The sequence below is a fragment of the Achromobacter pulmonis genome (genome assembly GCF_902859765.1).
Lineage (GTDB): Bacteria > Pseudomonadota > Gammaproteobacteria > Burkholderiales > Burkholderiaceae_B > Achromobacter > Achromobacter pulmonis.
On the sequence record NZ_CADIJV010000006.1, the window covers coordinates 187,305 to 206,554 of the forward strand.

24 protein-coding genes and 1 pseudogene are annotated in these 19,250 nt (G+C 65.6%); 20 read left to right on the forward strand and 5 right to left on the reverse strand.

The annotated features are described in order from the left end of the window. Positions 1-43 precede the first annotated feature (43 nt). Positions 44-502 (forward strand): c-type cytochrome, encoded by a 459-nt coding sequence (locus HV701_RS08185; RefSeq protein ID WP_175132567.1) that lies wholly within the window; start codon positions 44-46, stop codon positions 500-502. A gap of 92 nt (positions 503-594) precedes the next feature. On the opposite strand, the gene HV701_RS08190 is transcribed toward HV701_RS08185, so the two are convergent. The 3 genes from HV701_RS08190 to HV701_RS08200 form a co-directional block, all read right to left on the reverse strand. Continuing rightward, a complete protein-coding gene (locus HV701_RS08190) occupies positions 595-1,287 on the reverse strand; it encodes a cytochrome b/b6 domain-containing protein (protein ID WP_175132568.1) in 693 nt (230 codons plus the stop codon). Positions 1,288-1,385: 98 nt separating this feature from the next. Further along, positions 1,386-1,667: a hypothetical protein gene (locus HV701_RS08195; protein ID WP_175132569.1), complete on the reverse strand. Its 282-nt coding sequence runs from the start codon at positions 1,665-1,667 to the stop codon at positions 1,386-1,388. 856 nt (positions 1,668-2,523) lie between these two features. Continuing rightward, a complete protein-coding gene (locus HV701_RS08200; protein WP_175132570.1) occupies positions 2,524-2,883 on the reverse strand; it encodes a hypothetical protein in 360 nt (119 codons plus the stop codon). A 131-nt stretch (positions 2,884-3,014) separates the two neighbouring features. Between HV701_RS08200 and HV701_RS08205 the strand changes: the two genes are divergently transcribed. The 4 genes from HV701_RS08205 to HV701_RS08220 all read left to right on the forward strand — a co-directional run bounded on the left by HV701_RS08205 (position 3,015) and on the right by HV701_RS08220 (position 5,971). Then, positions 3,015-3,527, forward strand: coding sequence for a GNAT family N-acetyltransferase (locus HV701_RS08205; RefSeq protein WP_175132571.1), 513 nt, complete (start codon positions 3,015-3,017; stop codon positions 3,525-3,527). Positions 3,528-3,680: 153 nt separating this feature from the next. After that, on the forward strand, positions 3,681-4,385 hold the full coding sequence (locus HV701_RS08210) for a DUF3053 family protein (RefSeq protein ID WP_175132572.1): 705 nt from the start codon (positions 3,681-3,683) through the stop codon (positions 4,383-4,385). A gap of 69 nt (positions 4,386-4,454) precedes the next feature. Continuing rightward, positions 4,455-5,582, forward strand: coding sequence for an AI-2E family transporter (locus tag HV701_RS08215; protein WP_236754912.1), 1,128 nt, complete (start codon positions 4,455-4,457; stop codon positions 5,580-5,582). A gap of 167 nt (positions 5,583-5,749) precedes the next feature. Then, positions 5,750-5,971, forward strand: coding sequence for a hypothetical protein (locus HV701_RS08220; protein ID WP_175132573.1), 222 nt, complete (start codon positions 5,750-5,752; stop codon positions 5,969-5,971). An 83-nt stretch (positions 5,972-6,054) separates the two neighbouring features. Here HV701_RS08220 and HV701_RS08225 read toward each other — a convergent pair whose 3' ends face one another. Then, positions 6,055-6,816, reverse strand: coding sequence for a S24 family peptidase (locus HV701_RS08225; protein ID WP_175132574.1), 762 nt, complete (start codon positions 6,814-6,816; stop codon positions 6,055-6,057). Between the two features lie 298 nt (positions 6,817-7,114). Between HV701_RS08225 and HV701_RS08230 the strand changes: the two genes are divergently transcribed. The 15 genes from HV701_RS08230 to HV701_RS08300 all read left to right on the forward strand — a co-directional run bounded on the left by HV701_RS08230 (position 7,115) and on the right by HV701_RS08300 (position 19,028). After that, positions 7,115-7,453, forward strand: a complete 339-nt coding sequence (locus HV701_RS08230) for a hypothetical protein (protein ID WP_236754910.1) — start codon at positions 7,115-7,117, stop codon at positions 7,451-7,453. 817 nt (positions 7,454-8,270) lie between these two features. Continuing rightward, positions 8,271-8,864 (forward strand): phage neck terminator protein, encoded by a 594-nt coding sequence (locus HV701_RS08235; RefSeq protein ID WP_175132575.1) that lies wholly within the window; start codon positions 8,271-8,273, stop codon positions 8,862-8,864. Positions 8,865-8,874: 10 nt separating this feature from the next. Further along, positions 8,875-10,350 carry a DUF3383 domain-containing protein gene (locus tag HV701_RS08240; protein ID WP_175132576.1) on the forward strand — a complete coding sequence of 492 codons (1,476 nt, stop codon included), beginning with the start codon at positions 8,875-8,877 and terminating at the stop codon, positions 10,348-10,350. Positions 10,351-10,363: 13 nt separating this feature from the next. After that, the gene (locus HV701_RS08245; RefSeq protein WP_169537352.1) at positions 10,364-10,804 is read left to right on the forward strand and encodes a tail tube family protein; all 441 of its coding nucleotides are present in this window, start codon (positions 10,364-10,366) and stop codon (positions 10,802-10,804) included. Between the two features lie 3 nt (positions 10,805-10,807). Next, on the forward strand, positions 10,808-11,257 hold the full coding sequence (locus HV701_RS08250; RefSeq protein ID WP_175132577.1) for a phage tail assembly chaperone: 450 nt from the start codon (positions 10,808-10,810) through the stop codon (positions 11,255-11,257). A gap of 26 nt (positions 11,258-11,283) precedes the next feature. Then, entirely contained in the window at positions 11,284-11,442 is a 159-nt protein-coding gene (locus HV701_RS08255; protein WP_236754908.1) for a DUF6889 family protein, read from the forward strand. Next, positions 11,435-13,111: a phage tail tape measure protein gene (locus HV701_RS08260; RefSeq protein WP_175132578.1), complete on the forward strand. Its 1,677-nt coding sequence runs from the start codon at positions 11,435-11,437 to the stop codon at positions 13,109-13,111. The genes HV701_RS08255 and HV701_RS08260 overlap by 8 nt, the downstream gene beginning before the upstream one ends. Next, positions 13,104-13,703: a phage baseplate protein gene (locus tag HV701_RS08265; protein WP_175132579.1), complete on the forward strand. Its 600-nt coding sequence runs from the start codon at positions 13,104-13,106 to the stop codon at positions 13,701-13,703. The genes HV701_RS08260 and HV701_RS08265 overlap by 8 nt, the downstream gene beginning before the upstream one ends. A gap of 9 nt (positions 13,704-13,712) precedes the next feature. Beyond that, positions 13,713-14,012, forward strand: a complete 300-nt coding sequence (locus tag HV701_RS08270) for a phage baseplate plug family protein (RefSeq protein ID WP_175132580.1) — start codon at positions 13,713-13,715, stop codon at positions 14,010-14,012. A 19-nt stretch (positions 14,013-14,031) separates the two neighbouring features. Then, positions 14,032-15,042, forward strand: coding sequence for a phage protein (locus HV701_RS08275; RefSeq protein ID WP_175132581.1), 1,011 nt, complete (start codon positions 14,032-14,034; stop codon positions 15,040-15,042). A 34-nt stretch (positions 15,043-15,076) separates the two neighbouring features. Continuing rightward, complete coding sequence (locus HV701_RS08280; protein ID WP_175132582.1) at positions 15,077-15,820, forward strand: Gp138 family membrane-puncturing spike protein; 744 nt, start codon at positions 15,077-15,079, stop codon at positions 15,818-15,820. A gap of 8 nt (positions 15,821-15,828) precedes the next feature. Beyond that, on the forward strand, positions 15,829-16,182 hold the full coding sequence (locus tag HV701_RS08285) for a contractile injection system sheath initiator (RefSeq protein WP_175132583.1): 354 nt from the start codon (positions 15,829-15,831) through the stop codon (positions 16,180-16,182). Beyond that, a complete protein-coding gene (locus HV701_RS08290; RefSeq protein WP_175132584.1) occupies positions 16,179-17,360 on the forward strand; it encodes a baseplate J/gp47 family protein in 1,182 nt (393 codons plus the stop codon). The genes HV701_RS08285 and HV701_RS08290 overlap by 4 nt, the downstream gene beginning before the upstream one ends. Before the next feature lies 1 nt (position 17,361). Next, the gene (locus tag HV701_RS08295) at positions 17,362-18,027 is read left to right on the forward strand and encodes a DUF2612 domain-containing protein (RefSeq protein WP_175132585.1); all 666 of its coding nucleotides are present in this window, start codon (positions 17,362-17,364) and stop codon (positions 18,025-18,027) included. Between the two features lie 14 nt (positions 18,028-18,041). Further along, a complete protein-coding gene (locus HV701_RS08300) occupies positions 18,042-19,028 on the forward strand; it encodes a hypothetical protein (RefSeq protein ID WP_175132586.1) in 987 nt (328 codons plus the stop codon). 2 nt (positions 19,029-19,030) lie between these two features. On the opposite strand, the pseudogene HV701_RS08305 reads toward HV701_RS08300, so the two are convergent. Beyond that, positions 19,031-19,250, reverse strand: a pseudogene (locus HV701_RS08305) (phage tail protein); the annotation flags it as partial.

The following is a 19,250-nucleotide window of genomic DNA, read 5'->3' on the forward strand; positions in this document are numbered from 1 at the left end:
CGCGCTGCGCGCGGCATTCTTGTCGTACTTACGGGAGATTGCAATGAAGAAGTTGTCCACGCTCGCCGCGCTGGCCTGTATGACCGTCGGGTCGCTGCTGGCGACCTCGGCCCAGGCGCAGTTCGCCAAGCCCGAAGATGCCATCAAGTACCGCCAGTCGGCACTGACGCTGATGGCATCGCACTTCGGCCGCATGGTGCCGGTGGTCAAGGGCCAGGCGCCCTACGACGCGGCCCAGATCAAGGCCAACGTCGAGGTGCTCAAGACCTTGTCGGCGCTACCGTGGACGGCTTTTGGCGCGGGGACCGAAGGCGGTGACGCGCGTCCGGAAATCTGGAGCGATGCGGCCGGCTTCAAGCAGAAGCAGCAGGCGTTCCAGGACAATATCGTCAAGCTGTCGGCCGCCGCGGATGCCGGCGACCTCGACAAGCTGCGCGCCGCTTTCGGCGACGTGGGCGCGAGCTGCAAGGCCTGCCACGACAGCTATCGCAAGAAGAAGTAAGCCGGCCCACGCGCGGGACATGCAAAAAAGCCCTTCAGGATCGCTGAGGGGCTTTTTCATTGGGCGCCCGCGCGGCTGCGGTCGCTGCCGGGCTATGAGAATGACATGTCGGCCGCGATCTCGAGCGAGCGGATCCAAAGCACCAGCCCGGTGACACAGGCGCCCAGCAGCAGCGCGCGCAGCCACACCGCCAGTCCGTCCTGTGTTGGCACGGTGCCCGGCGGCACGTCCTTCGGATCGACGTTGCCGGTGATGATGGCGCGCACCAGGCGCTTGCGGCGCACCAGGGCGTACCAGGCCACGGCCAGCAGGTGCAGGGCTACCAGGCCGATGATGACCCATTCATTGAGCTTGTGCCATGAGGTCAGCAGGCTGGCGGTGGATTCACTCACATGGCCGAACAACGGCCCCTGCGTCATGATGTCGTCGGTGGTGAACAGGCCGCTGACGGCTTGGAAACCGATCACCAGCAGCAGCGCCAGCACCGATAGCGCGCCCAGCGGATTATGCCCGGCGGGCGCGGCCGCGCCTTTGAGGTAACGGGCTACCGCGAGCGGGCCGCGCACGAATTGGGTGAAGCGCGCGTAGCGCGGACCGATGAGGCCCCACAGCACGCGGAAGATGATCAGGCCGAGCGCGGCACAGCCAAAGCGCACGTGCCAGTCCATGTACAGGCCGCCGAGTTTCACGCTGACAAAGGCGCCGACGATGCAGACCACCAGCGCCCAATGAAACAGGCGGGTAGGAAGGTCCCAGATGCGGATGGCTAGGCGATTGTTTTGCATGGTGAGGGCGGCGTGACTGCGTTGCCCGCGACTTTATCACGCACAAATGAAGCCGCCACGGCGCGGGCCGTGGCGGTGGGGTGGCAAGGAGCCGGGGCTCAGCGAGCGGCGCGACGCACCGGCTCGATGCGATGCACGTGCTCGTGACGGAAGCGGATACGCTGGCCGGGGACCTTCTGCGCGGCGTTTCCGCAGGGCACGACTTCCGTGGTGTAGGTGGTCGTGCCATCGATCGGCGCATTGAAGATGACGGTCGCGCGGATGGCCGGGCCATGCGCCGGTTGCAGGTAAACGATGTCGCCGATGTGAATCGGCATGTCGTCCAGCTTGGTGTGGGCAGGGCGTCGGATCAGGTCCGAGGTGGTGAAACGAGTATTCATGATGTGTTCTCTTTCAAGTTCTTGTTATGGAATTGCCGTGTCGTGCTTGCCGCGAATTCGGGGCGGGGGCGTTGCCGCTCCTCGCGCCGCGTCCTCGCGCCGGGTCATGCATGACACTAACGCATATCCGCCACCAGTCCTTTGCGCATTCTCATGGTTTGCGGTCGCGCCGGACGGGGTGCGGGGTGCGGCCCCCGGGTCTGGACCTGGGGTTCGCTGCCGGGACCGCCGGCCATCAGTGTCTGGCGGCGGCCTGGCGGGCGATGGCGTGGCAATGCCATCGCGGATTCAGGGCGGTGAATCGTCGCCGGGTCTGCGTTCTTGGGGTTGTCTGTCGCAGAACCGTACGAAAACCCGGCCCGTAAAGGCTATTCAAGGAAATCCCGCGCCTGTGCGATACCGCGAGCGTGGGAAGCTAATCCTGTCTGTCCGGGCAAGGTCTGAACCTTGAACCCCGGCGGGGAGCATGTCGTTGTCTCGGCGCTTGCTTTTTTGCTTTTCATGCCACCGCGTGTTTCATCACGCATCTGGCTGGCGCCTGGCAGCCGTTGATTTGCTGGCTGCCATTTGATTGATATTTGATTGATGTTTGACCGCCTGAGGCCACGGCAGGGGAGTATTGCTGTCGTGTATCGCTGCCTTTGCGGTTTGCCTACCCGGTTTTCCCACGCGTTCTTATTGGGTGCGTAGTCTGGTATGGCAGGCTTAACCAAAAATTATACGGCCAGGATGGCGATCCTGCAAGGGTTTTGTTTGTCCCGAGCTTAAATCCGCATACGGCCGGCACGCTTGCCTTGCGGTGGATCCCCATCGCGCGGGGTGGTGGGCCCCGCGATGGGCGCCTGCGACGGCAGGTTCAATGGGTGGCCGGGCGGGCCTGGCGCTGGGCTTCGATGATCAGCGCTTCCAGTCGCGGCGACATGCGCAGGGCCACTTGCGCGGCGGTCGAGCCGTCGGGGCGGGTGTCGGTTTCCAGCGCCAGTTCGATGCGCTCGCCGTCGAAGGCTTCCGGCGCGGCCTGGATGTCGACATAGCGTTGCAGCAACGCGTCGACAGCCTTCTGCGCGTCGGCCAGGGCTTCATCGCCCAGATGGCCGGGGCGCAGATACTGGTTGGCCACGCGCGCCAGGTCGTCCATGAAAAACAACAGGGCGGCCGCGCCGCGGCAATCGGGATGGGCAAAGCCCCAGGTGTCGGAAGAAGCGTCTTGGGTCATTCGTTGGCAAGCTGGGAAAGTTGACAGGGGCCGCTGCCGGCCGGCATCCCGGCATTTTAGGGGCTATGGGCCCGGGGGGGGGGCTGCGGGCGCCGCCTGTTGCCGTTCCGCTTGGGGCATACTGGGCCCCCATGATAAGACTCGCACGCCCGGCCGACCTGGCCTTCCTGCCCGATATCGAACGTTCCGCCGCCGCGCGCTTCCTGGGGACGCCCATGGCCTGGGTCGCCGCGTGCGAGCCTGTGCCGCAGGCCGAACTGGCGCGCGCGACCGCTGCCCGCCAGCTGTGGGTGGCGGCTGGGGACGACGATCGGCCGGCGGGGTTCGCCCTGGCGCGGCCAATGGACGATGATCTGTACCTGGCGGAAATGTCGGTCACCCTGGCCATGCAGGGGCGCGGCCTGGGGCGCGACTTGCTGCGGACAGTGATCGCGCACGCGCGTGGCGCAGGCATTTATCGAGGCGTGGTGTTGACCACGGATCGCGAATTGCCGTGGAATGCGCCTTTCTATCGGCGGCAGGGCTTTGCCGAGGTGCCTGCGCCGCAACTGGCGCCGGGCTTGCGGGCCCGTCTCCAGGCCGAGGCCGCCGCCGGGTTCGACCCCGCGCGGCGCTGTGCCATGCGCCTGGCGCTGCCGGCGTGAGCCGTGGCGCTGGCGCCTGTGTCATATCGATTCGATGGCAACAAAATCCGGCGGTTGGCGGCGGCTTGCGCCGGCTCCGGGATAATCTTCAGGGAAGGCGTCGGCCATCGGCCGGGGTGCCTGGCGCAATGTTTCACGCGAAGGGGAAAGGGCATGGCTCTGCTGCGGATCTGCCTGGCCGGCCTGGCGGCGGCTTCGGTGTTGGCACTGGCGGCTTGCGGCAATCGCGAACCCCAGGAGCGGGCCGCGTTCATCGGTCTGTTGCAACACCGTATCGCGGCGGGCGCGCTGGTGCCGATTGGCGCGCTCAGCGAGGCCGAGAAAAGCGCGGTGGGCCGTTACGATGATGCCTACGCGGTGATCGCCGATTTCCAGGCCGCCCTGGCCCAGGCGGCAACCCCGCTGCTGCCGATCCTGGCGGCCGAGCGCATTCAATCGGCGCAGGACATCATGCAGCGGCGCGAGGCGCTGGCGGCGGCGCGCAAGACGCTGGCCCATAGTGCCGGCATGTTGCAGGAGGCCAAGGCCCGCGCCGACGAGGCGCGCGGCGCGCTGGAACTGGCGCCGGATCTTGCCCCGATCTACGACGGCGTATATGACGAGGCGGTCACGGCGCCGGCGGCCGAATTGATGGACGCCGCCGCGCGCCTGGATGCGATCGCGCGTGACGCGCTGGACGTCGCCGACCTCATGGCCGCCAACCCGGCCGGCATCACGCTCGAGCAAGGGCAGGCCAAGGTCGCCACCCCTTCGCTGCAGCAGCGGCTCAATGCGCTGCTGCAGCAGTTGAATGCGCAGTCGGAGGCGCTGGAACAGGCGCGCGCGGTCGTGTCGCGCCTGGCGGCGGCCGCGCGCTGAGTGTGCCTGGGCGCGGCGCCGCTTTGTACAATGCAGGTCTCGCGGCGCACGCCGCGCCTTGGACGGAACATGAGCCAATCTTCCAGCTTGCACTACCGTACCTTTCTGCTTCTCCTGATCGCCGCTTCCGTGGCTTTCGGCTGGCTGCTATGGCCCTTCTATGGCGCGGTGTTCTGGGGCGCGATTCTCGCCATCCTGTTCGCGCCGCTGCAGCGCCGCCTGGTGCGGCGCATCGGCGGCCGGCGCAATCTCGCGGCATTGATCACGCTGACGCTGGTATTGCTGCTGGTGATCCTGCCGCTTGTGGTCATCAGCGGCTCGCTGGTGCGCGAAGGCGCCAATCTGTACCAGAACATCAAGTCCGGGCAGGTCAACTTCGGCGCCTATTTCCAGCAGGCCATGGAGGCGCTGCCGCCGTCGGTGCACGATCTGCTGGCACGGTTCGATCTGGCCGATATCCCGAGCTTGCAGGAAAAGCTCAGCGCCGGCGCGATGCAGGCGAGCCAGTTTCTGGCAACGCAGGCGCTGAGCATTGGTCAGGACACTTTCCAGTTCGTGATCAGCTTCGGCATCATGCTGTACCTGCTGTTCTTCCTGCTGCGCGATGGACCGCAGCTGGGCCTGCGCATCAAGCGCGCCATGCCGCTGAGCGACACGCACAAGCATCACCTGTTCCGTAAGTTCACGACGGTGGTGCGCGCCACGGTCAAGGGCAACATCGCGGTGGCGGCGTCGCAAGGAGCGCTGGGCGGCATCATTTTTTCCATCCTGGGTATCCAGGGCGCGCTGCTGTGGGGCGTCATCATGGGTTTCCTGTCGCTCTTGCCCGCGGTTGGCGCGGGCTTGATCTGGGCGCCCGTGGCGATCTATTTCCTGCTGACCGGCGCGACCATCAAGGGCGTGGTGCTTATCGCGTTCGGCGTGTTGGTGATCGGCATGGTCGACAACGTGTTGCGGCCGATCCTGGTGGGCAAGGACACCAAGATGCCCGACTATGTGGTGCTGATTTCGACCCTGGGCGGCATGGCGCTGTTCGGCCTGAACGGTTTCGTCATCGGCCCGTTGATTGCGGCACTGTTCATGGCCTGCTGGGATCTGTTTTCGCCGCCCGATGAAATTCCCGTGGCGCCGCCGGGCCCGGCAGCCGTCACGCCGGTCGAGCCGTCGTCCGAGGCGTCATCCTCCAAGGCCGATTGAGGCGGCGGCCACGGGACCGGCGCGGCCTGTTCTCGGTCAAGGCGGCGTCAGCGCGGCGGGTGTAAGGTGGAAGGGCATCGGCTCGCGAGGGCCGGCGTCCTGGGTCCGCGGCGTTGCCGGCCTGTGCCGGCCGCGCCGCTCAATTTCCTTATGAGGAGCACGTCGGAATGGACTGGAAACTGCACAAGTCAGGCTGGATCGAAGAGCGCAACTTCGACATCGAATTCGCGGAAACGCCAGAGGGCTACCATGCGCGGGTGCGCGTTTTCGGTTTTCCCGTGCTGGAGGACACCAAGCACGTGTTTCCGAACGAGGCGCTGGCCGAGAAGGGTGCGCTGACGCTGCTCAAGAGCCAGTTCGCCGGCACGCCGGACCTGGAACGCCAATAGCGTGAACGCTGGTTCCCCCCGGCCAGTTCATCCGTTGCCGGACCCGGCACCGCCGTGGCGGGCGGAACGAAGGGGCTAGGGGGTTAGAAGTCCTCGCTGCGCCAGACCTTCAGTACCCGGCCGAAGACCTCGAAATCCATGCCTTCGGTGATGTCCCAGGCATCGTATTTGGTGTTTTCGGACTTGGCCCGCACCACCAGCCCGGATGCGGTGGGAATGCGCTGCAGCCGCTTGATGAAGCCTTCGCTGCCGACGCGAAAGAAATAGATGGCGTCGTATTCAACCGCCTGCACGCCACGGTCCACGATCAGGGGATCGCCGGGATTGAACATGGGGCGCATGGAGTCGCCGAATCCCGTGACGATGCACAGGTTCTTCGAGGACGAAAAGCCCCGGACGTTCTTCTGCAGCCATTCGGGACTGACGCTCCAGCTCTGGATGACGCCGGGCTGGTCGCGCAGTTCCAGCCCGTTGCCCATCGCGCCTCCGGTATCGAACTGGGCAATGCGCACATTGCCGTGAGTGGCGCCGCCGAGCCGCGCGGGCGGAACGGAAACGAGTCCCCCCTGCGGGGTGTCGGCCATGAGGTCCGCAGAGCATTCGCGCCACAACTCGGGGTGGGGCAGGTCCATCCAGTGGGCGGCCTGGCCCAGGGCCACGGAAAGCCTGGCGGCCAGCGCGTCGCCGACGCGGCGCGGGTTCTTGTCCCGCTTGCCTTGGAAACCCTGGAGTATCTGGTCGAGGTACTTGCGGCTGACGCCGGCGCGTTCGGCCAGGCGTTCCACGCCGCCGGCGTCGTACACGGCGTACCTGAGGTTGTTCAGTCGTATCGAGCGGATGTCCATGGTAGCGATCGTAGCAATCCGCTACCCGGAAGTACAGCAGCGATTCGCTGTTGATTTTTTGGTAGCGACTAGCTACCATGATTCCTGTCCCCAAGATAGTCGTGCCAACCGCAGCCCTCACCGGTCGGGGTGGTACCGGGGGCTCATCCCGCCGGTCGTGGCCAGGGCCTCCGGCAACCAGTCCCTAGTTCGCTACCGCAGTAGCGATTCGCCACGGCCGGCAAGCGGGATGACGACGAACCGCAGGCTTGGAACAAGGAAAAAGCATGGATAAGCATCTTGTCCGGGGGGCATCCCGATGAAATATGCAACCGAGGTATTGGATCTGATGGCGGCTGCGCCAGGACGTCCCTGGCGCATGGCCGAGCTGGTGCGCGGCGCATCCGGTGCGCGCGACCTGACGCGGCGTGAACGCAACGCGATGCGACAGGCGATCCTGCGGGTGCTCGAAACCCTGCACGAAGGCGGCCAGGTGGCGCGCATCGAGCATGCGCGCAATTCGCTCAGCTATGTCTGGAGCGACGTGCGACACGGTGGGATTGCCTGCGCGCCTGATGCCGCGAGACAATGCATCCATGTCGTCGCGCCCGCCGCCGACCCGCCAAATTGCCAAAGCATTGCAGCACTGCTGCGCTGAAGCAGCAGAACATAATGGAACATGAAGGCCCGCCCAGCGCGGGCCTTTTTTATGAGAGGGTACGTTTCGTTAGAAGGTGCTTTTCGTGAGGAGGTACTTTTCGTGAGGAGGTACTTTTCGTGAGGAGGTACTTTTCGTTAGAAGGTGCGCTTCATGAGAAGGCGCTTTTCATGAGTGCGCTCGGCTCACGCGCCAGCACGGCGCGCCCGGTGCGACATGTCGGGATTGCTTCGGCGGTGGATCTTGCGCAACAATTCATTCATGCCGTCGCGGTTCTCTCCGAAGACCTTCCCAGGCACCGGGGAACGGACTGGAAGCCGCCGCCAACGAGCACGCAATAACCCGCACGCATCAACAAGCAAACCAGGCCCGCCGAAAGCGGGCCTTTTTTATGAGAGGGTACGTGTGCCCGGCCGACAGGCCGGATGGCGGATGAATCGCCTGATGCACATATCTTTCGTGTTCTTTGATGTTTCCCGGACAGGCTCGCCACAGGCGGGCCTTTTTTGTTTGCGCGCCCCGCGTTCTCTTCGAGAGCGCGGGGCGTTTCATTTGGCGCCGCCCGCGAGGCGGGGCCCAGCGGCCTGCCGCCTCGCCTTTGCCTGCATGAGCGGACCTGTCTCCCGTCCGCGGTGACCAGCAAGGGCTTGAGGCGGCAGCCCGGTGGGCGACAGCCGGAACCCGCCGCATATCGGCCGCACGCAACACGCAACGCGGCATGGCGCCCTGTGCGCACCAAAGTCGGCGATCCGCCTCCAGGCAGCTGGATTCCCCCAAAACCGCCTTCGGGCATCTCAACACGACAAAGGAGCTACGCATGGCGAACAGTTCGGCCACTGGCGGCTACCTGGCGCCGATCGCTATTTCTCCGCCCCTGGAGGATGCCGAACTCGAGGCGCTGTTCCAAGGGTTCATCGCCGGCGTGTCCGGCCTGCCCCTGGACCTGGTTCGTACGCGCTGGCTTGCCGCCGGCGTGGAACCGCCCGCGCAGACCGAGACCTGGTGCCTGATGGACATCCGGTCGCAAACCGCGGACGCCGGTCCGGTCATCACGCATGACCCGGCCGGAGAAGGATCTGATTCATACGTTCGGCACGAAGACACCGAGGTGCTTTGCTCGATGTTCGGCCCCCGGGCGCTGCGCCATGCGGCGCAGCTGCGCGATGGCGCCGCCGTGCCGCAGAACCGCGAAGCCTTGCTGGCGCAAGGCATGGCGGTCAGCGGCATCGGGCCGATCATGGCCATGCACGAACTCGTGAATCAGCAGTGGATACGGCAGTTCGACATGACCCTGCGTTTCAAGCGCCGGATCATGCGCAGCTATCCGGTCCTGAATCTTCTGTCGGCGCAAGTCACGACGCATGCCGCGTCGCTGGCCCCGACGGACAACACCAACCACCTTGCAGATTAAGGGATTTACCATGGCTAATGGATTGCCGGTATCACGCCTGATCAACGTCACGATCAATATGTCGCCGCTCGCGGCGCAGGGCGCGAGCCTGAACACGGCGCTGCTGTTGGGATCGTCCGCGATCATCGACACCGGCGAGCGCATGCGCTCCTATGGTGGCATCGATGCCGTCGCCGCCGATTTCGGCACCGCCGCGCCGGAGTACCGCGCGGCCTTGCTCTACTTCCAGCAGACGCCCCAGCCTTCGCAGCTGTACATCGGCCGCTGGGCCAAGGGCGCCACCTCGGCCACGCTGCGCGGCGCCGTGCTGTCGGCCGCCGAGAAGCAGATGGCGGCCTGGACCGCGGTGACCGCGGGCGCCTTCACGCTGTCGGTCGACGGTACCGCCAAGACGGTCAACGGCCTGGACTTCTCCGGCGCCACCAACCTGAACGGCGTCGCCACGATCATCTCGACGGCCCTGGTTTCGGCGTCGGTGCAGTGGAACGGGGCGCAGTTCGTGGTCACCTCCAACACCTCGGGCGCCACGTCGACGCTGGGCTACGCCTCGGCCGCCGGCGCCGGCACCGACATTTCGTCGATGCTGGGCCTGACCGCGGACAAGGCCTCGGCGCCGGTCGCCGGCATGGCGGCCGAAACGCCGGAGGACGCCGTGTCGCTGTTCCTGGACCGCTTCGCCAACAAGTTCCTGGGCGTGGCCTTCGCCGATGCCGACGTCACCGACGCGCAGCACCTGGCCGTGGCCGGCCTGATCGAAGCCGATCAGCGCCACCTGTATGGCGTGTCGACCCAGGCGCCGCAGGTGCTGGACCCGACCAACCAGGACGACATCGCCAGCCAGTTGAAGGCGTTGAAGTACAAGTACTCGATCGTGCAGTTCTCCAGCGCCAGTCCCTTTGCGGTGGCTTCGCTGCTGGGCCGCATGCTGACGGTGAATTTCAACGCCAACAACACCACCATCACGCTGATGTACAAGCAGGAGCCCGGCATCGTCGCCGAGACCCTGACCAGCAGCCAGGCCGACACGCTGGCGGCCAAGAACTGCAATGTGTTCGTCAACTACGACAACGACACGGCCATCATCCAGTACGGCGTGACGCCCAGCGGCATCTTCATCGACTCGGTCTACAACGCGATCTGGTTCCGCAACCGGGTCCAGACCGACGTCTACAACCTGCTGTACACCAGCCCCACCAAGGTGCCGCAGACCGACGCCGGCAACCAGTTGATCGCTTCGGTGATCGAGGCCGCGTGCGAGGCCGCCGTCAACAACGGCTACCTGGCCCCGGGCGTGTGGAATTCGGCCGGCTTCGGCGCTCTCAAGCAGGGCGACACGCTGGCCAAGGGCTACTACGTCTACGCGCCGGCCATCGCCACGCAGTCGCAGGCCGACCGCGAGGCGCGCAAGGCCGTGCCGTTCCAGGTCGCCGCCAAGGAAGCCGGCGCCATCCATACCGTCGACGTTCTGGTCACGGTCAACCGCTAAACAGGAGTAGCAGATGTCTACCTATTCGTTCGCTGATATCAGCGCCAGTCTCGTGGGCCCGGGCGGGGCGATTTCCCTGGGCTCCGGCTCGGGCGTGGCCGATGAAGGCATCGCCATCGCCGCCAAGGGTGAAAAAAGCGCCATGACGGTGGGTGCCGATGGTGAAGTCATGCACACGCTGCGGGCCGACAAGAGCGGCACCGTGACGCTGAGCTACCTGAAGACTTCGCCGGTCAACGCCCAGCTGCAGGCCCTGTACGACGCCCAGTCGCTGGACAGCCGTCTCTGGGGCAAGAACCTCATCACCATCACCAACCCGGCTACCGGCGACGTGACGGCCTGCCGTTCGTGCGCGTTCAGCAAAAAGCCCGATCTGACCTACAAGAAGGACGGCGACGTGGTGAAGTGGACGTTCGACGCCGCGAAGATCGACACGATCCTGGGAATCTACTAAGCCATGGCACAGGAACTTGATCTGAACGGCCACCGGTACTCCATCGGGAAACTGAGCGCCAAGCAACAGTTCCACGTGTCGCGCCGCATCGCTCCGATCGTTCCTACGCTGATCCCCGTGTTCGTCCGCCTCGCGGCGGGCGGGCGCGGGATCACCGAGGATCCGGGCGGCATGGCCGATGTCCTGCAGCCGCTGGCCGATGGCCTGGCGGCGATGAAGGACGAGGACGCCGACTACGTGCTGGACACCTGCATGCAGGCGGTGCAACGCCGGCAGGAGCATGGCTGGACGGCCATCTGGTCGGCCAGCCAGCACGTGCCGATGTTCCAGGACATCGACCTGTCGGTCATGTTGCCACTGGCTCTGCGCGTCATCGTCGGAAGTCTCGGGCCTTTTATACAAGGGCTGCTTACCAGCCAGAGCGGCAGCCCAGAGGCGACACAGGCTGGCTGAAGAGCCTGCCCGGTGGCGAGGATTGGTTGCTGGCGCCCGTCCTCGAGGGGCTCTGCAAGTACGAGTCCCTCAAGGACGGCTCCCTGGACCTGGCCGACATCGCGCTCCTGAACGACGCGCTGTCGGTCCGGGCAGACAACAAGGCGGAAGCGTACCGCCGCCACATGGCAGAAAAAAATGGCTAATACAACAATCATGCCCATCGACCTGTCGGGGTTGATGGGCCCATTCAAGATCGACAAAGACGATCTGAATGACCTCAAGAAGACCATCGGCGACTCGCGCAAACAGAGCCTGTCCGATGCGCTGGCGGTGTTCGCCGGACGGGCGAAGAGTGTGGTCGACTTTGCCGAGAACAAGATCGCTCAGTTCGAGCAGGGCTATTTCGCCGCCAAGCTGGGCGGCACCACGGGCCGCGACATGCGGGCGCTGGAAGCGGTGGCGCAGGACTTCGGCCTTTCCGTCGGGGCGATGCGCGACGGCGTCCAGGCACTGCACCGCAACGCGCGCGACGATCCCGCCACGGCTGCCCTGCTGGAAAAGCTGCACATCACGTCGAACGATGGCGCCGGCGGCCAGCGTAACAGCGCCGACCTGATGCTGGCGTTGAGCGACGTGCTCAAGGGCATGGACCCGAACCAGGCCCGCGAGACGGGCAAGGGTCTGGGGCTGGAAGCCGACGTCATGGAGGCGCTGCGCAATCCCGAATTCGGTCAACGCCTTTCCGTGCAGCGCGACGCCGAGGAAAACAGCAGGATCGAGGCGGCTGGCGAGCGCGCCCACCAGTTGATGACGACCGTGCGTCAGTTGAGTGGCTCCGTCGACGCGATGTTCGCGCAGGCGCTATTGACCATGGGGCCGAAGCTGCAGCAGACGCTCGATGGCATCGCGGCCTGGTTCAAGGAGAACGGCGAGACGGCGGGCACGCGGCTGGGCGAGGTCGGCAATTTCGTCCTGTCGCTGATGTCGCTGCTGGGACCGGTGGTCAGCGTGATGACCTGGCTGGATGACGTCACCGGCGGGTTGAGTTCCCAGGTCATGTTGCTGGTGGGCGGATTCCTGATGCTGGGCGGCGGCGGCGTGGTGAGCGCCCTGGTGGGGCTGGTGTCGAAGTTCGATGGCCTGCGGTCGCTCGTGCGCAGGCTGGGCCCCAGCCTGGGTTCCATGGCCAGCACCATCGGCGGCCACGTGCGAAACGCCTGGTCGGCAACCAGCGGCTTCGTGCGCGGGGTATTCGGCAGGATGACGGCATTTGGCCGCGCGGCCGTGACGCAGCTCGGCGGCATGGCGGGCGCGGCCTGGTCCTGGCTGGGCAACATGGCGGCGCGCGGCGGCGCCCTGGTGGTTGACGGGGTCAAGGCGGCGGGGCAGACCGCGCTGCAGTGGGGCAAGTCCTTGTGGGAGAGCGCAGGCTCGTGGATCGGCCGTATCGCCGATGGCGCCAAGTCCGTGATCCGTAGCGTGGCGAGTTCGCCGACGGCCGTGGGCGCGGGGCTGCTCTTATACCCCAGGTCGTTGGGCGATGGCACGTTGAAAGGGCGGGAGGGCACGCCGGGCTTTCCGGCCGAACAACCCGTACCGCGGTTGAACCCGCCCGACACCGGTATCCGGCCCGAGCACATGGATGGCGTCCAGGTCGAGCCGTGGCGCTATTACCCCTCCGGCTTCGCCACCGACGCGGCCGCGGGCGCCGCATTGGTGCCGCCCGCGGCCGCGCCGGTTTCCATCAATGCCACCACGACTATCCACGTCAATGGATCGACCGATCCGAGAGCGACCGGAGAAGCCGTGGCCAATCAACAAAGCCGGGTCAACGCAGACCTGACGCGCAACCTGCAGGGATCTTATGGCTGACTTGAAAATCGCGGGCGCCGACATGATCGGCCTGCTGTCCAAGAAAATCGGCGACATCGTGGTGGAAGCGACCCTGAGCGAGTCTCATGACGACGCGCTCAAGATCACCAGCCACCCGGTGGAGTCGGGCCCGTATGGCAAATCGGCGATCAGCGATCATGCGTTCAAGCAACCGCTGTCGCTGACCCTGAAGTGCGCCTGGAGCAACGCCTCGTACGAGGCGTTGGCGGGCGCGCAGGCCAAGGATGTCGCCAATGGCAAGGCCGCGGCCGACGACTACGCGACCGCCATCTATTCCCAGTTGCTCAGCCTGCAGGAATCGCGCGAGCCGGTGACCGTGGTTACCAGCCGCCGGCGCTACAGCGACATGTTGATCGAGAAGATCTCGGTCGAGACCAGCAGGAACTCCTTGGGCGCCGTGTTCGCGACGGTGATGTTGCGCGAAGTGGTCGTGGTGCAGACCCGCAGCACATCGCTGCCGCCGTACGCGGACCAGAAAGAGAAAGAGAAGACCGCGGACAAGCAGAGCCTGGGCGCAAAAACCCCCCGGCCCGCGACGCCTTTCGGCGGCGGGTCGCTGTATTGGACATAGGAGATACGCATGAACTACTTCGAGATACCCGTGTCGCCGATTCCGCAGGTGTTCGCGATATCGCTGGGCGGCGACGACTATCGGTTGACCTTGCAGTATCGCGACGGCTGGATCCTGGACGTGGCCGATGATCTCGGCCAGGCGCTGGTATCCGGCATCCCGCTGGTGACGGGCCTGAACCTGCTGGGACAGTATCGACACCTCGGATTCACCGGGGGGCTGCGGGTGACGGGGGCGGAATCGCCCGACGATGCGCCGACGTTCACCGACCTGGGCCGTGGCGCCAAGCTCTACTGGGTGGCGGACTGACATGGCCGGGACCACGACAATGGAACCGATCGCCGTGTATGGCGATCCGGTGGACGACGACGAAGGCGTGCGCCAGTGGGGCAGGAAGGTGTCTCTGATCGTTGGCGACGAAGAGGCCATCGACCTGTCGGCGCTGAGCTTCAGCTTCTCCATCAAGCGCAACGACGCCAAGTCGCCCAATACCGCCACCATCAAGGTGACGAATGCCAGCCGCGAAACCGCCAGCATGGTCCAGCGCGAGTTCACCCGTGTGGTGCTGCAGGCCGGCTATGAGGGCAATTACGGCGTGATCTTCCATGGCAACGTGGTGCGCGCCAAATGGGGCGGCTCGGGCGATACCGAGACGACGCTGGAAATCACGGCGGCGGACGGTGACAAGGCCTACAACTTCGCGGTGGTCAACGCCACCCTGCCCAAGGGCAGCAGCCGCGCCGACAAAGTTCGGTTGCTGTGCTCGGCCATGAATCCCTATGGCGTCAGGCAGGGCTACGCCCCCGACCTGGGCGGCAAGAAAGCGATCCGCGGGGCGGTGATGTCCGGCATGGTGCGCGACTACCTGCAGGATGTCTGCGGCAGCGCCAACACGCTGTGGAGCATCCAGGACGGCAAGGTGGTGGTCGTGCCCGAAACCGCCTACGTACCGGGTTCGGTGCCAGTTGTGTCCCACGACACAGGCCTGGTCGGCATGCCCGAGCAGGTCGAGAAGGGCATCAAGATCCGCATGTTGCTGAACCCCAGCATCCGCGTGGGCGGCCTGATCAATCTGGACAACAGCCGCATCGCCGAATACGGCTTCGAGGATCGGACCCAGAGCAAGGACGCGGCCGAGATCGACCGCAGCGAACAGCGCCGTATCAGCAGCGACGGCTACTACTACGTGATGGAAGTCGAGCATCGCGGCCATACCCGCGACAACGAATGGTACACGGAGGCCCTCTGCCTGGCCACCGATGCCACGCTGTATCCGGGCGACCTGGGACGGGCGGGCACGCAGGACGATGCGGCCAAGCCGGCCAGTGTCGTCAAGTAGCGGGCCGTCCGGCTTCATTTCAGCAGGATGATTCATGAACCGACTAGAGAACTTGAACGATCCGGGAACCGCGATCGGCGCCGCGCTGCGTGGCGCGTTGGCACAGACCTGGACCGCCATGCCGGCCATCATCGGTGAGTTCGATCCGGTGGCAATGACATGCACCGCGCAACCGGCCATCCGGGCGCGCGTCACCGCACCCGATGGGCAGCAGTACAGCAAGGCGTTGCCGCTGCTGGTGGACTGCCCCGTGTATTTTCCGTCGGGCGGCAATTGCACGCTGACGTTTCCGGTGGCGCCGGGCGACGAATGCCTGGTGGTGTTTGCATCGCGCTGCATCGATGCCTGGTGGCAATCGGGGAAGGTCCAGGACCAGGCCGAGGTGCGGATGCATGACCTGTCCGACGGCTTTGTCTATGTAGGGGTGCGATCGCAGCCGCGGGTACTGCCCGCGGTCAGCACGACCACGACCCAACTGCGCAGCGACGATGGCTCGACCTTTCTGGAACTGGATCCGGCCGCCGGCAAGGTGAAGATCGTGGCGCCGGGCGGCTTCGAGGTGGTGGCGCCGGTGTCCGAGTTTTCCGGACAGGTGCTGGTCAACGGCCTGTTGCGCTACCTGGCCGGCCTGGTCGGCAGCGGCGGCCAGGGCGACACCGCCCAGATCAGCGGGGTATTGAATGTGATCGGCCAGATCCTGGCCAACGGCAAGCGGGTGGACGATACCCACACCCATATCGCCCAGGGCGCCAACGCGGTGACCACGCCGCCCAACTGAGGATTCCTATGCGTTATCGAAAACTGGACGCCGCTGGCGACTATGCATTTGGCTCGTCACGGGCCGACTTCCACCGCGACACGGCCGAGACCGTGGCGCAGGCCGTCAAGACGCGGCTGATGCTGGCGCGCGGCGAATGGTTCCTGGACGTGACCGAAGGCACGCCCTGGAACGGCGAGGTGCTGGGCAAGCAGCCCAGGGCCGGCTACGACTGGGCCATACGCCAGCGCATTCTGGGCACGGCCGGTGTGACCGGCCTGGCCGAGTATTCGAGCCGGCTTGACCCGGATACCCGTGGCTTGAGCGTGACGGCTTCCATTTCAACCCTTTACGGCACGGCCCTTGTGCAGGCGGCATTATGACGATTCTTTCCACGGCCCCGGTCATCGACGCCGCGGGCATACGCGCACCGAGCTACGGCGAGGTGCTGGAGTATTTCAAGCAGCAGTACCGTGGCATCTACGGCGCGGATACGTATCTGGAGGCGGACAGCCAGGACGGTCAATTGCTGGCCGTGTTCGCCCTGGCCATCCATGAGGCCAACACGGCGGCGATCAAGGTGTACAACGCGTTCTCGCCCGCCACCGCTGCCGATGCGGCGCTGTCGAACAACGTCAAGATCAACGGCCTGGCTCGCGGCGTGGCGACACGCTCGTCGGTGGACCTGCGTATCGTGGGGCAGGGCGGCGTCACCATCGTCGATGGCGTGGCCACCGATGCCAACCGCGGACGCTGGCAATTGCCGCCCAGCGTGACCATCCCGCCGGGTGGCGAGATCACTGTCACGGCGCTGAGCCAGACGCTGGGCGCGGTGACGGCGGCGGCCGGCAGTATCAACCAGATCGGCACGCCGACGCTGGGCTGGCAGTCCGTCGAGAATCCGGCCGCCGCGACGCCGGGGGCACCGGTCGAGAGCGATGCTGCCCTGCGGGTGCGGCAGGCCATATCGGTGGCTCTGCCATCGCGCAGCGTGCTGGAAGGCACCATCGGCGCGGTGGCATCGGTGCCGGGCGTGTTGCGCCACGCTGCCTTCGAGAACGATACGCCGGTGGCCGATGCTCATGGCCTGCCGCCTCACAGCATCGCCCTGGTAGTCGATGGCGGCGACGCGGCGCGGATCGCACAGGCGATCGCCGCCAAGAAGACGCCCGGAACCGGCACGCACGGTACCACCACGGTGGTGGTGACGGACATCTACGGCATTGCGCATCTGATCCGCTTTTTCCGGCCCACCCTTGTGCCGCTCTCGGTGGCGGTGCAGATGCGTGCGTTGCCGGGCTACACCACGGCTATCGGGCAGGCGGTGCGGCAGGCGATCGCCGACTACATCAATGCTGTGGCCATCGGCGGCGGCGCCAGCGCCTCTGTGGAATGGGCCGACGCCATCTCGGCGGCAAACGGCGTGCCGGGCAATGGCACGTTCAAGATCACCGGCCTGACCCTGCGCGGTCCGGCCGGCAACGGCGCGCCGGATGTGGCGCTGGCCTTCAATGAAGCCGCCGCGGCGATGCCGGACGACGTGACGCTCACGGTGACCTGACATGGCCAACTCTGACGACTACATCGCGCGGCTATCCGCGTACCACCGCGCCAAGCCCCGTTTCAGCGCCACCGTTGCCGCCCTGTGCGGCGCGGCGGCGGGCGTGCGCGAACTGTACGGCGGCATGCCGGCGGCTTTTGACCTGGACCGCGCCATTGGCGCGCAGTTGGACGCCGTGGGGCATTGGGTGGGACTCGACCGCAAGGTCAGTACACCGATCGCCAATGTCTATTTCTCGCACGACATCGACGGCCTGGGCTTCGACCAGGGCGTGTGGCAAGGCCCCTTCGATCCGGACAGCGGCCTGACCGAGCTGGACGACGATACCTACCGGCTGTTGTTGCGCGCCAAGATCGGCGCCAACCACTGGGACGGCACGCTGGAGGCCTCGGCCGCCATCCTGGACCGCATCTTCGGCGGCGGCACCCACGTGTTCATTCAGGACAACGGCGACATGTCGGTTGACATCGGTGTCGCCGGCACGCCGCCGTCTGCGTTGTTCCTGGCACTGCTGACGGGCGGGTACATCCCGCTCAAACCGCAGGGCGTACGCATCAGTTATTACGTCATCCCCTCGCAAGAGGGGCCTCTGTTCGGTTTTGACGTTCAAAACCAATACATCTCGGGGTTCGACGGCGGACTCTGGGGTTCGCTTTTTGCCGGTTGAATAAGGACAAATCCGTGGCTATCAATCAAATTCTTCCTTTCGGCACCGTGCCCGGCGCCAACGTGCTCGCTCCCGCCGACTATCAGGCCCTGGCCGCCCGGCTGGCCGGTTTCTCGGCCGGCATGGCCAAATCCAGGGAACTCAACACCGTCTGGCGCCAGGCGTCCTTCGTGGCCGCCATGATCGGCCAGTACATCGCCGACAAGGCCGGCCAGGACGTGCTGGACAACGGCGACCTGGCGGCGCTGCAGGAGCAATTCGTGGCGGCGCTGGCGGCATCGCCTGCGCTGACGGGTACTCCGACGGCGCCGACGCCGGCAGCCAGCGACCAAAGCACCCGCATTGCGACGACCGCATTCGTGGCGGGCAACTTTCCCCGCATCTATTCGATCAGCGCGCTGCCGACGCAGGATGTGGGGCCCATCATCGTGGCGGAGTGCGCGGAAGTGTGGAACTGGGTTTCCGGACAGTATTTCACTGGCTACCGTTCGCCGTTATGCGGCCGCCCCTTGGATGGCCATACCAATCTGCCGCTGGCCAGTGAAGTCGATGCCACCGGCGGGCTGTTGTCGAAGGCCGATTACGCCGCGCTGTGGGGCTATGCGCAGGAGCAGGGGCTGGTAAAGACAGAGGCCCTGTGGTCGGCGAACCGCGGCAGTCACTGGTTCTCGGACTATTCGGCAACGCAGTTCCGGGTGCCGGATCTGCGCGATATGTTCCGTCGATTTACCGGAACTGACGCTGACACTGCAAATGCAAGGTCACTGGCGAGCCACCAGGCTGATGCCCTGCAGGGGCATGGGCATGACCTTTGGTATCCCTTCACCGGGACGACTTCTGGTGGCGGTTCCCTGACTGTCTCGTTGTCGACAAACCCCGCCTCCGGAATATCGATGAATTACGCATCAGGGATCCTTAGAGATGGTGGGCGCGGTACGCCCCGCGTCGCCACGGAGACCCGCCCTGCGAATACCGCTTACCCCCCGCGCATTCACGTATGAAATTAGGCATGAATTCGTGGGGGATAGGCGACGTTGCGCGGACGCGTTTCGGCGGTGCCGGCGTCGGGGAACAGGCTGTCCATCTGGGATATGCCCTGCGACTCTCCGCCAGGCAGCGCATAGGTGGCAGCGTCCGAGTCCGTTCCAATAATTCGCCAGGTCTTGCTCTTGACCCGTACCTGCGCGGCCTGCCTGCTGCCGAGCACTCTCGCATTTGCAGTG

Bases quoted from the DNA above. Each gene is read 5' to 3' on its own strand.
- HV701_RS08190 (WP_175132568.1), bottom strand. From the start codon at position 1,287: ATGCAAAACAATCGCCTAGCCATCCGCATCTGGGACCTTCCTACCCGC.
- HV701_RS08215 (WP_236754912.1), top strand. From the start codon at position 4,455: ATGAGCCAATCTTCCAGCTTGCACTACCGTACCTTTCTGCTTCTCCTG.
- HV701_RS08270 (WP_175132580.1), top strand. From the start codon at position 13,713: ATGAACTACTTCGAGATACCCGTGTCGCCGATTCCGCAGGTGTTCGCG.
- HV701_RS08200 (WP_175132570.1), bottom strand. From the start codon at position 2,883: ATGACCCAAGACGCTTCTTCCGACACCTGGGGCTTTGCCCATCCCGAT.
- HV701_RS08240 (WP_175132576.1), top strand. From the start codon at position 8,875: ATGGCTAATGGATTGCCGGTATCACGCCTGATCAACGTCACGATCAAT.
- HV701_RS08220 (WP_175132573.1), top strand. From the start codon at position 5,750: ATGGACTGGAAACTGCACAAGTCAGGCTGGATCGAAGAGCGCAACTTC.
- HV701_RS08290 (WP_175132584.1), top strand. From the start codon at position 16,179: ATGACGATTCTTTCCACGGCCCCGGTCATCGACGCCGCGGGCATACGC.
- HV701_RS08250 (WP_175132577.1), top strand. From the start codon at position 10,808: ATGGCACAGGAACTTGATCTGAACGGCCACCGGTACTCCATCGGGAAA.
- HV701_RS08245 (WP_169537352.1), top strand. From the start codon at position 10,364: ATGTCTACCTATTCGTTCGCTGATATCAGCGCCAGTCTCGTGGGCCCG.
- HV701_RS08275 (WP_175132581.1), top strand. From the start codon at position 14,032: ATGGAACCGATCGCCGTGTATGGCGATCCGGTGGACGACGACGAAGGC.
- HV701_RS08260 (WP_175132578.1), top strand. From the start codon at position 11,435: ATGGCTAATACAACAATCATGCCCATCGACCTGTCGGGGTTGATGGGC.
- HV701_RS08195 (WP_175132569.1), bottom strand. From the start codon at position 1,667: ATGAATACTCGTTTCACCACCTCGGACCTGATCCGACGCCCTGCCCAC.
- HV701_RS08295 (WP_175132585.1), top strand. From the start codon at position 17,362: ATGGCCAACTCTGACGACTACATCGCGCGGCTATCCGCGTACCACCGC.
- HV701_RS08225 (WP_175132574.1), bottom strand. From the start codon at position 6,816: ATGGACATCCGCTCGATACGACTGAACAACCTCAGGTACGCCGTGTAC.
- HV701_RS08230 (WP_236754910.1), top strand. From the start codon at position 7,115: ATGAAATATGCAACCGAGGTATTGGATCTGATGGCGGCTGCGCCAGGA.
- HV701_RS08285 (WP_175132583.1), top strand. From the start codon at position 15,829: ATGCGTTATCGAAAACTGGACGCCGCTGGCGACTATGCATTTGGCTCG.
- HV701_RS08210 (WP_175132572.1), top strand. From the start codon at position 3,681: ATGGCTCTGCTGCGGATCTGCCTGGCCGGCCTGGCGGCGGCTTCGGTG.
- HV701_RS08205 (WP_175132571.1), top strand. From the start codon at position 3,015: ATGATAAGACTCGCACGCCCGGCCGACCTGGCCTTCCTGCCCGATATC.
- HV701_RS08185 (WP_175132567.1), top strand. From the start codon at position 44: ATGAAGAAGTTGTCCACGCTCGCCGCGCTGGCCTGTATGACCGTCGGG.
- HV701_RS08265 (WP_175132579.1), top strand. From the start codon at position 13,104: ATGGCTGACTTGAAAATCGCGGGCGCCGACATGATCGGCCTGCTGTCC.
- HV701_RS08235 (WP_175132575.1), top strand. From the start codon at position 8,271: ATGGCGAACAGTTCGGCCACTGGCGGCTACCTGGCGCCGATCGCTATT.
- HV701_RS08280 (WP_175132582.1), top strand. From the start codon at position 15,077: ATGAACCGACTAGAGAACTTGAACGATCCGGGAACCGCGATCGGCGCC.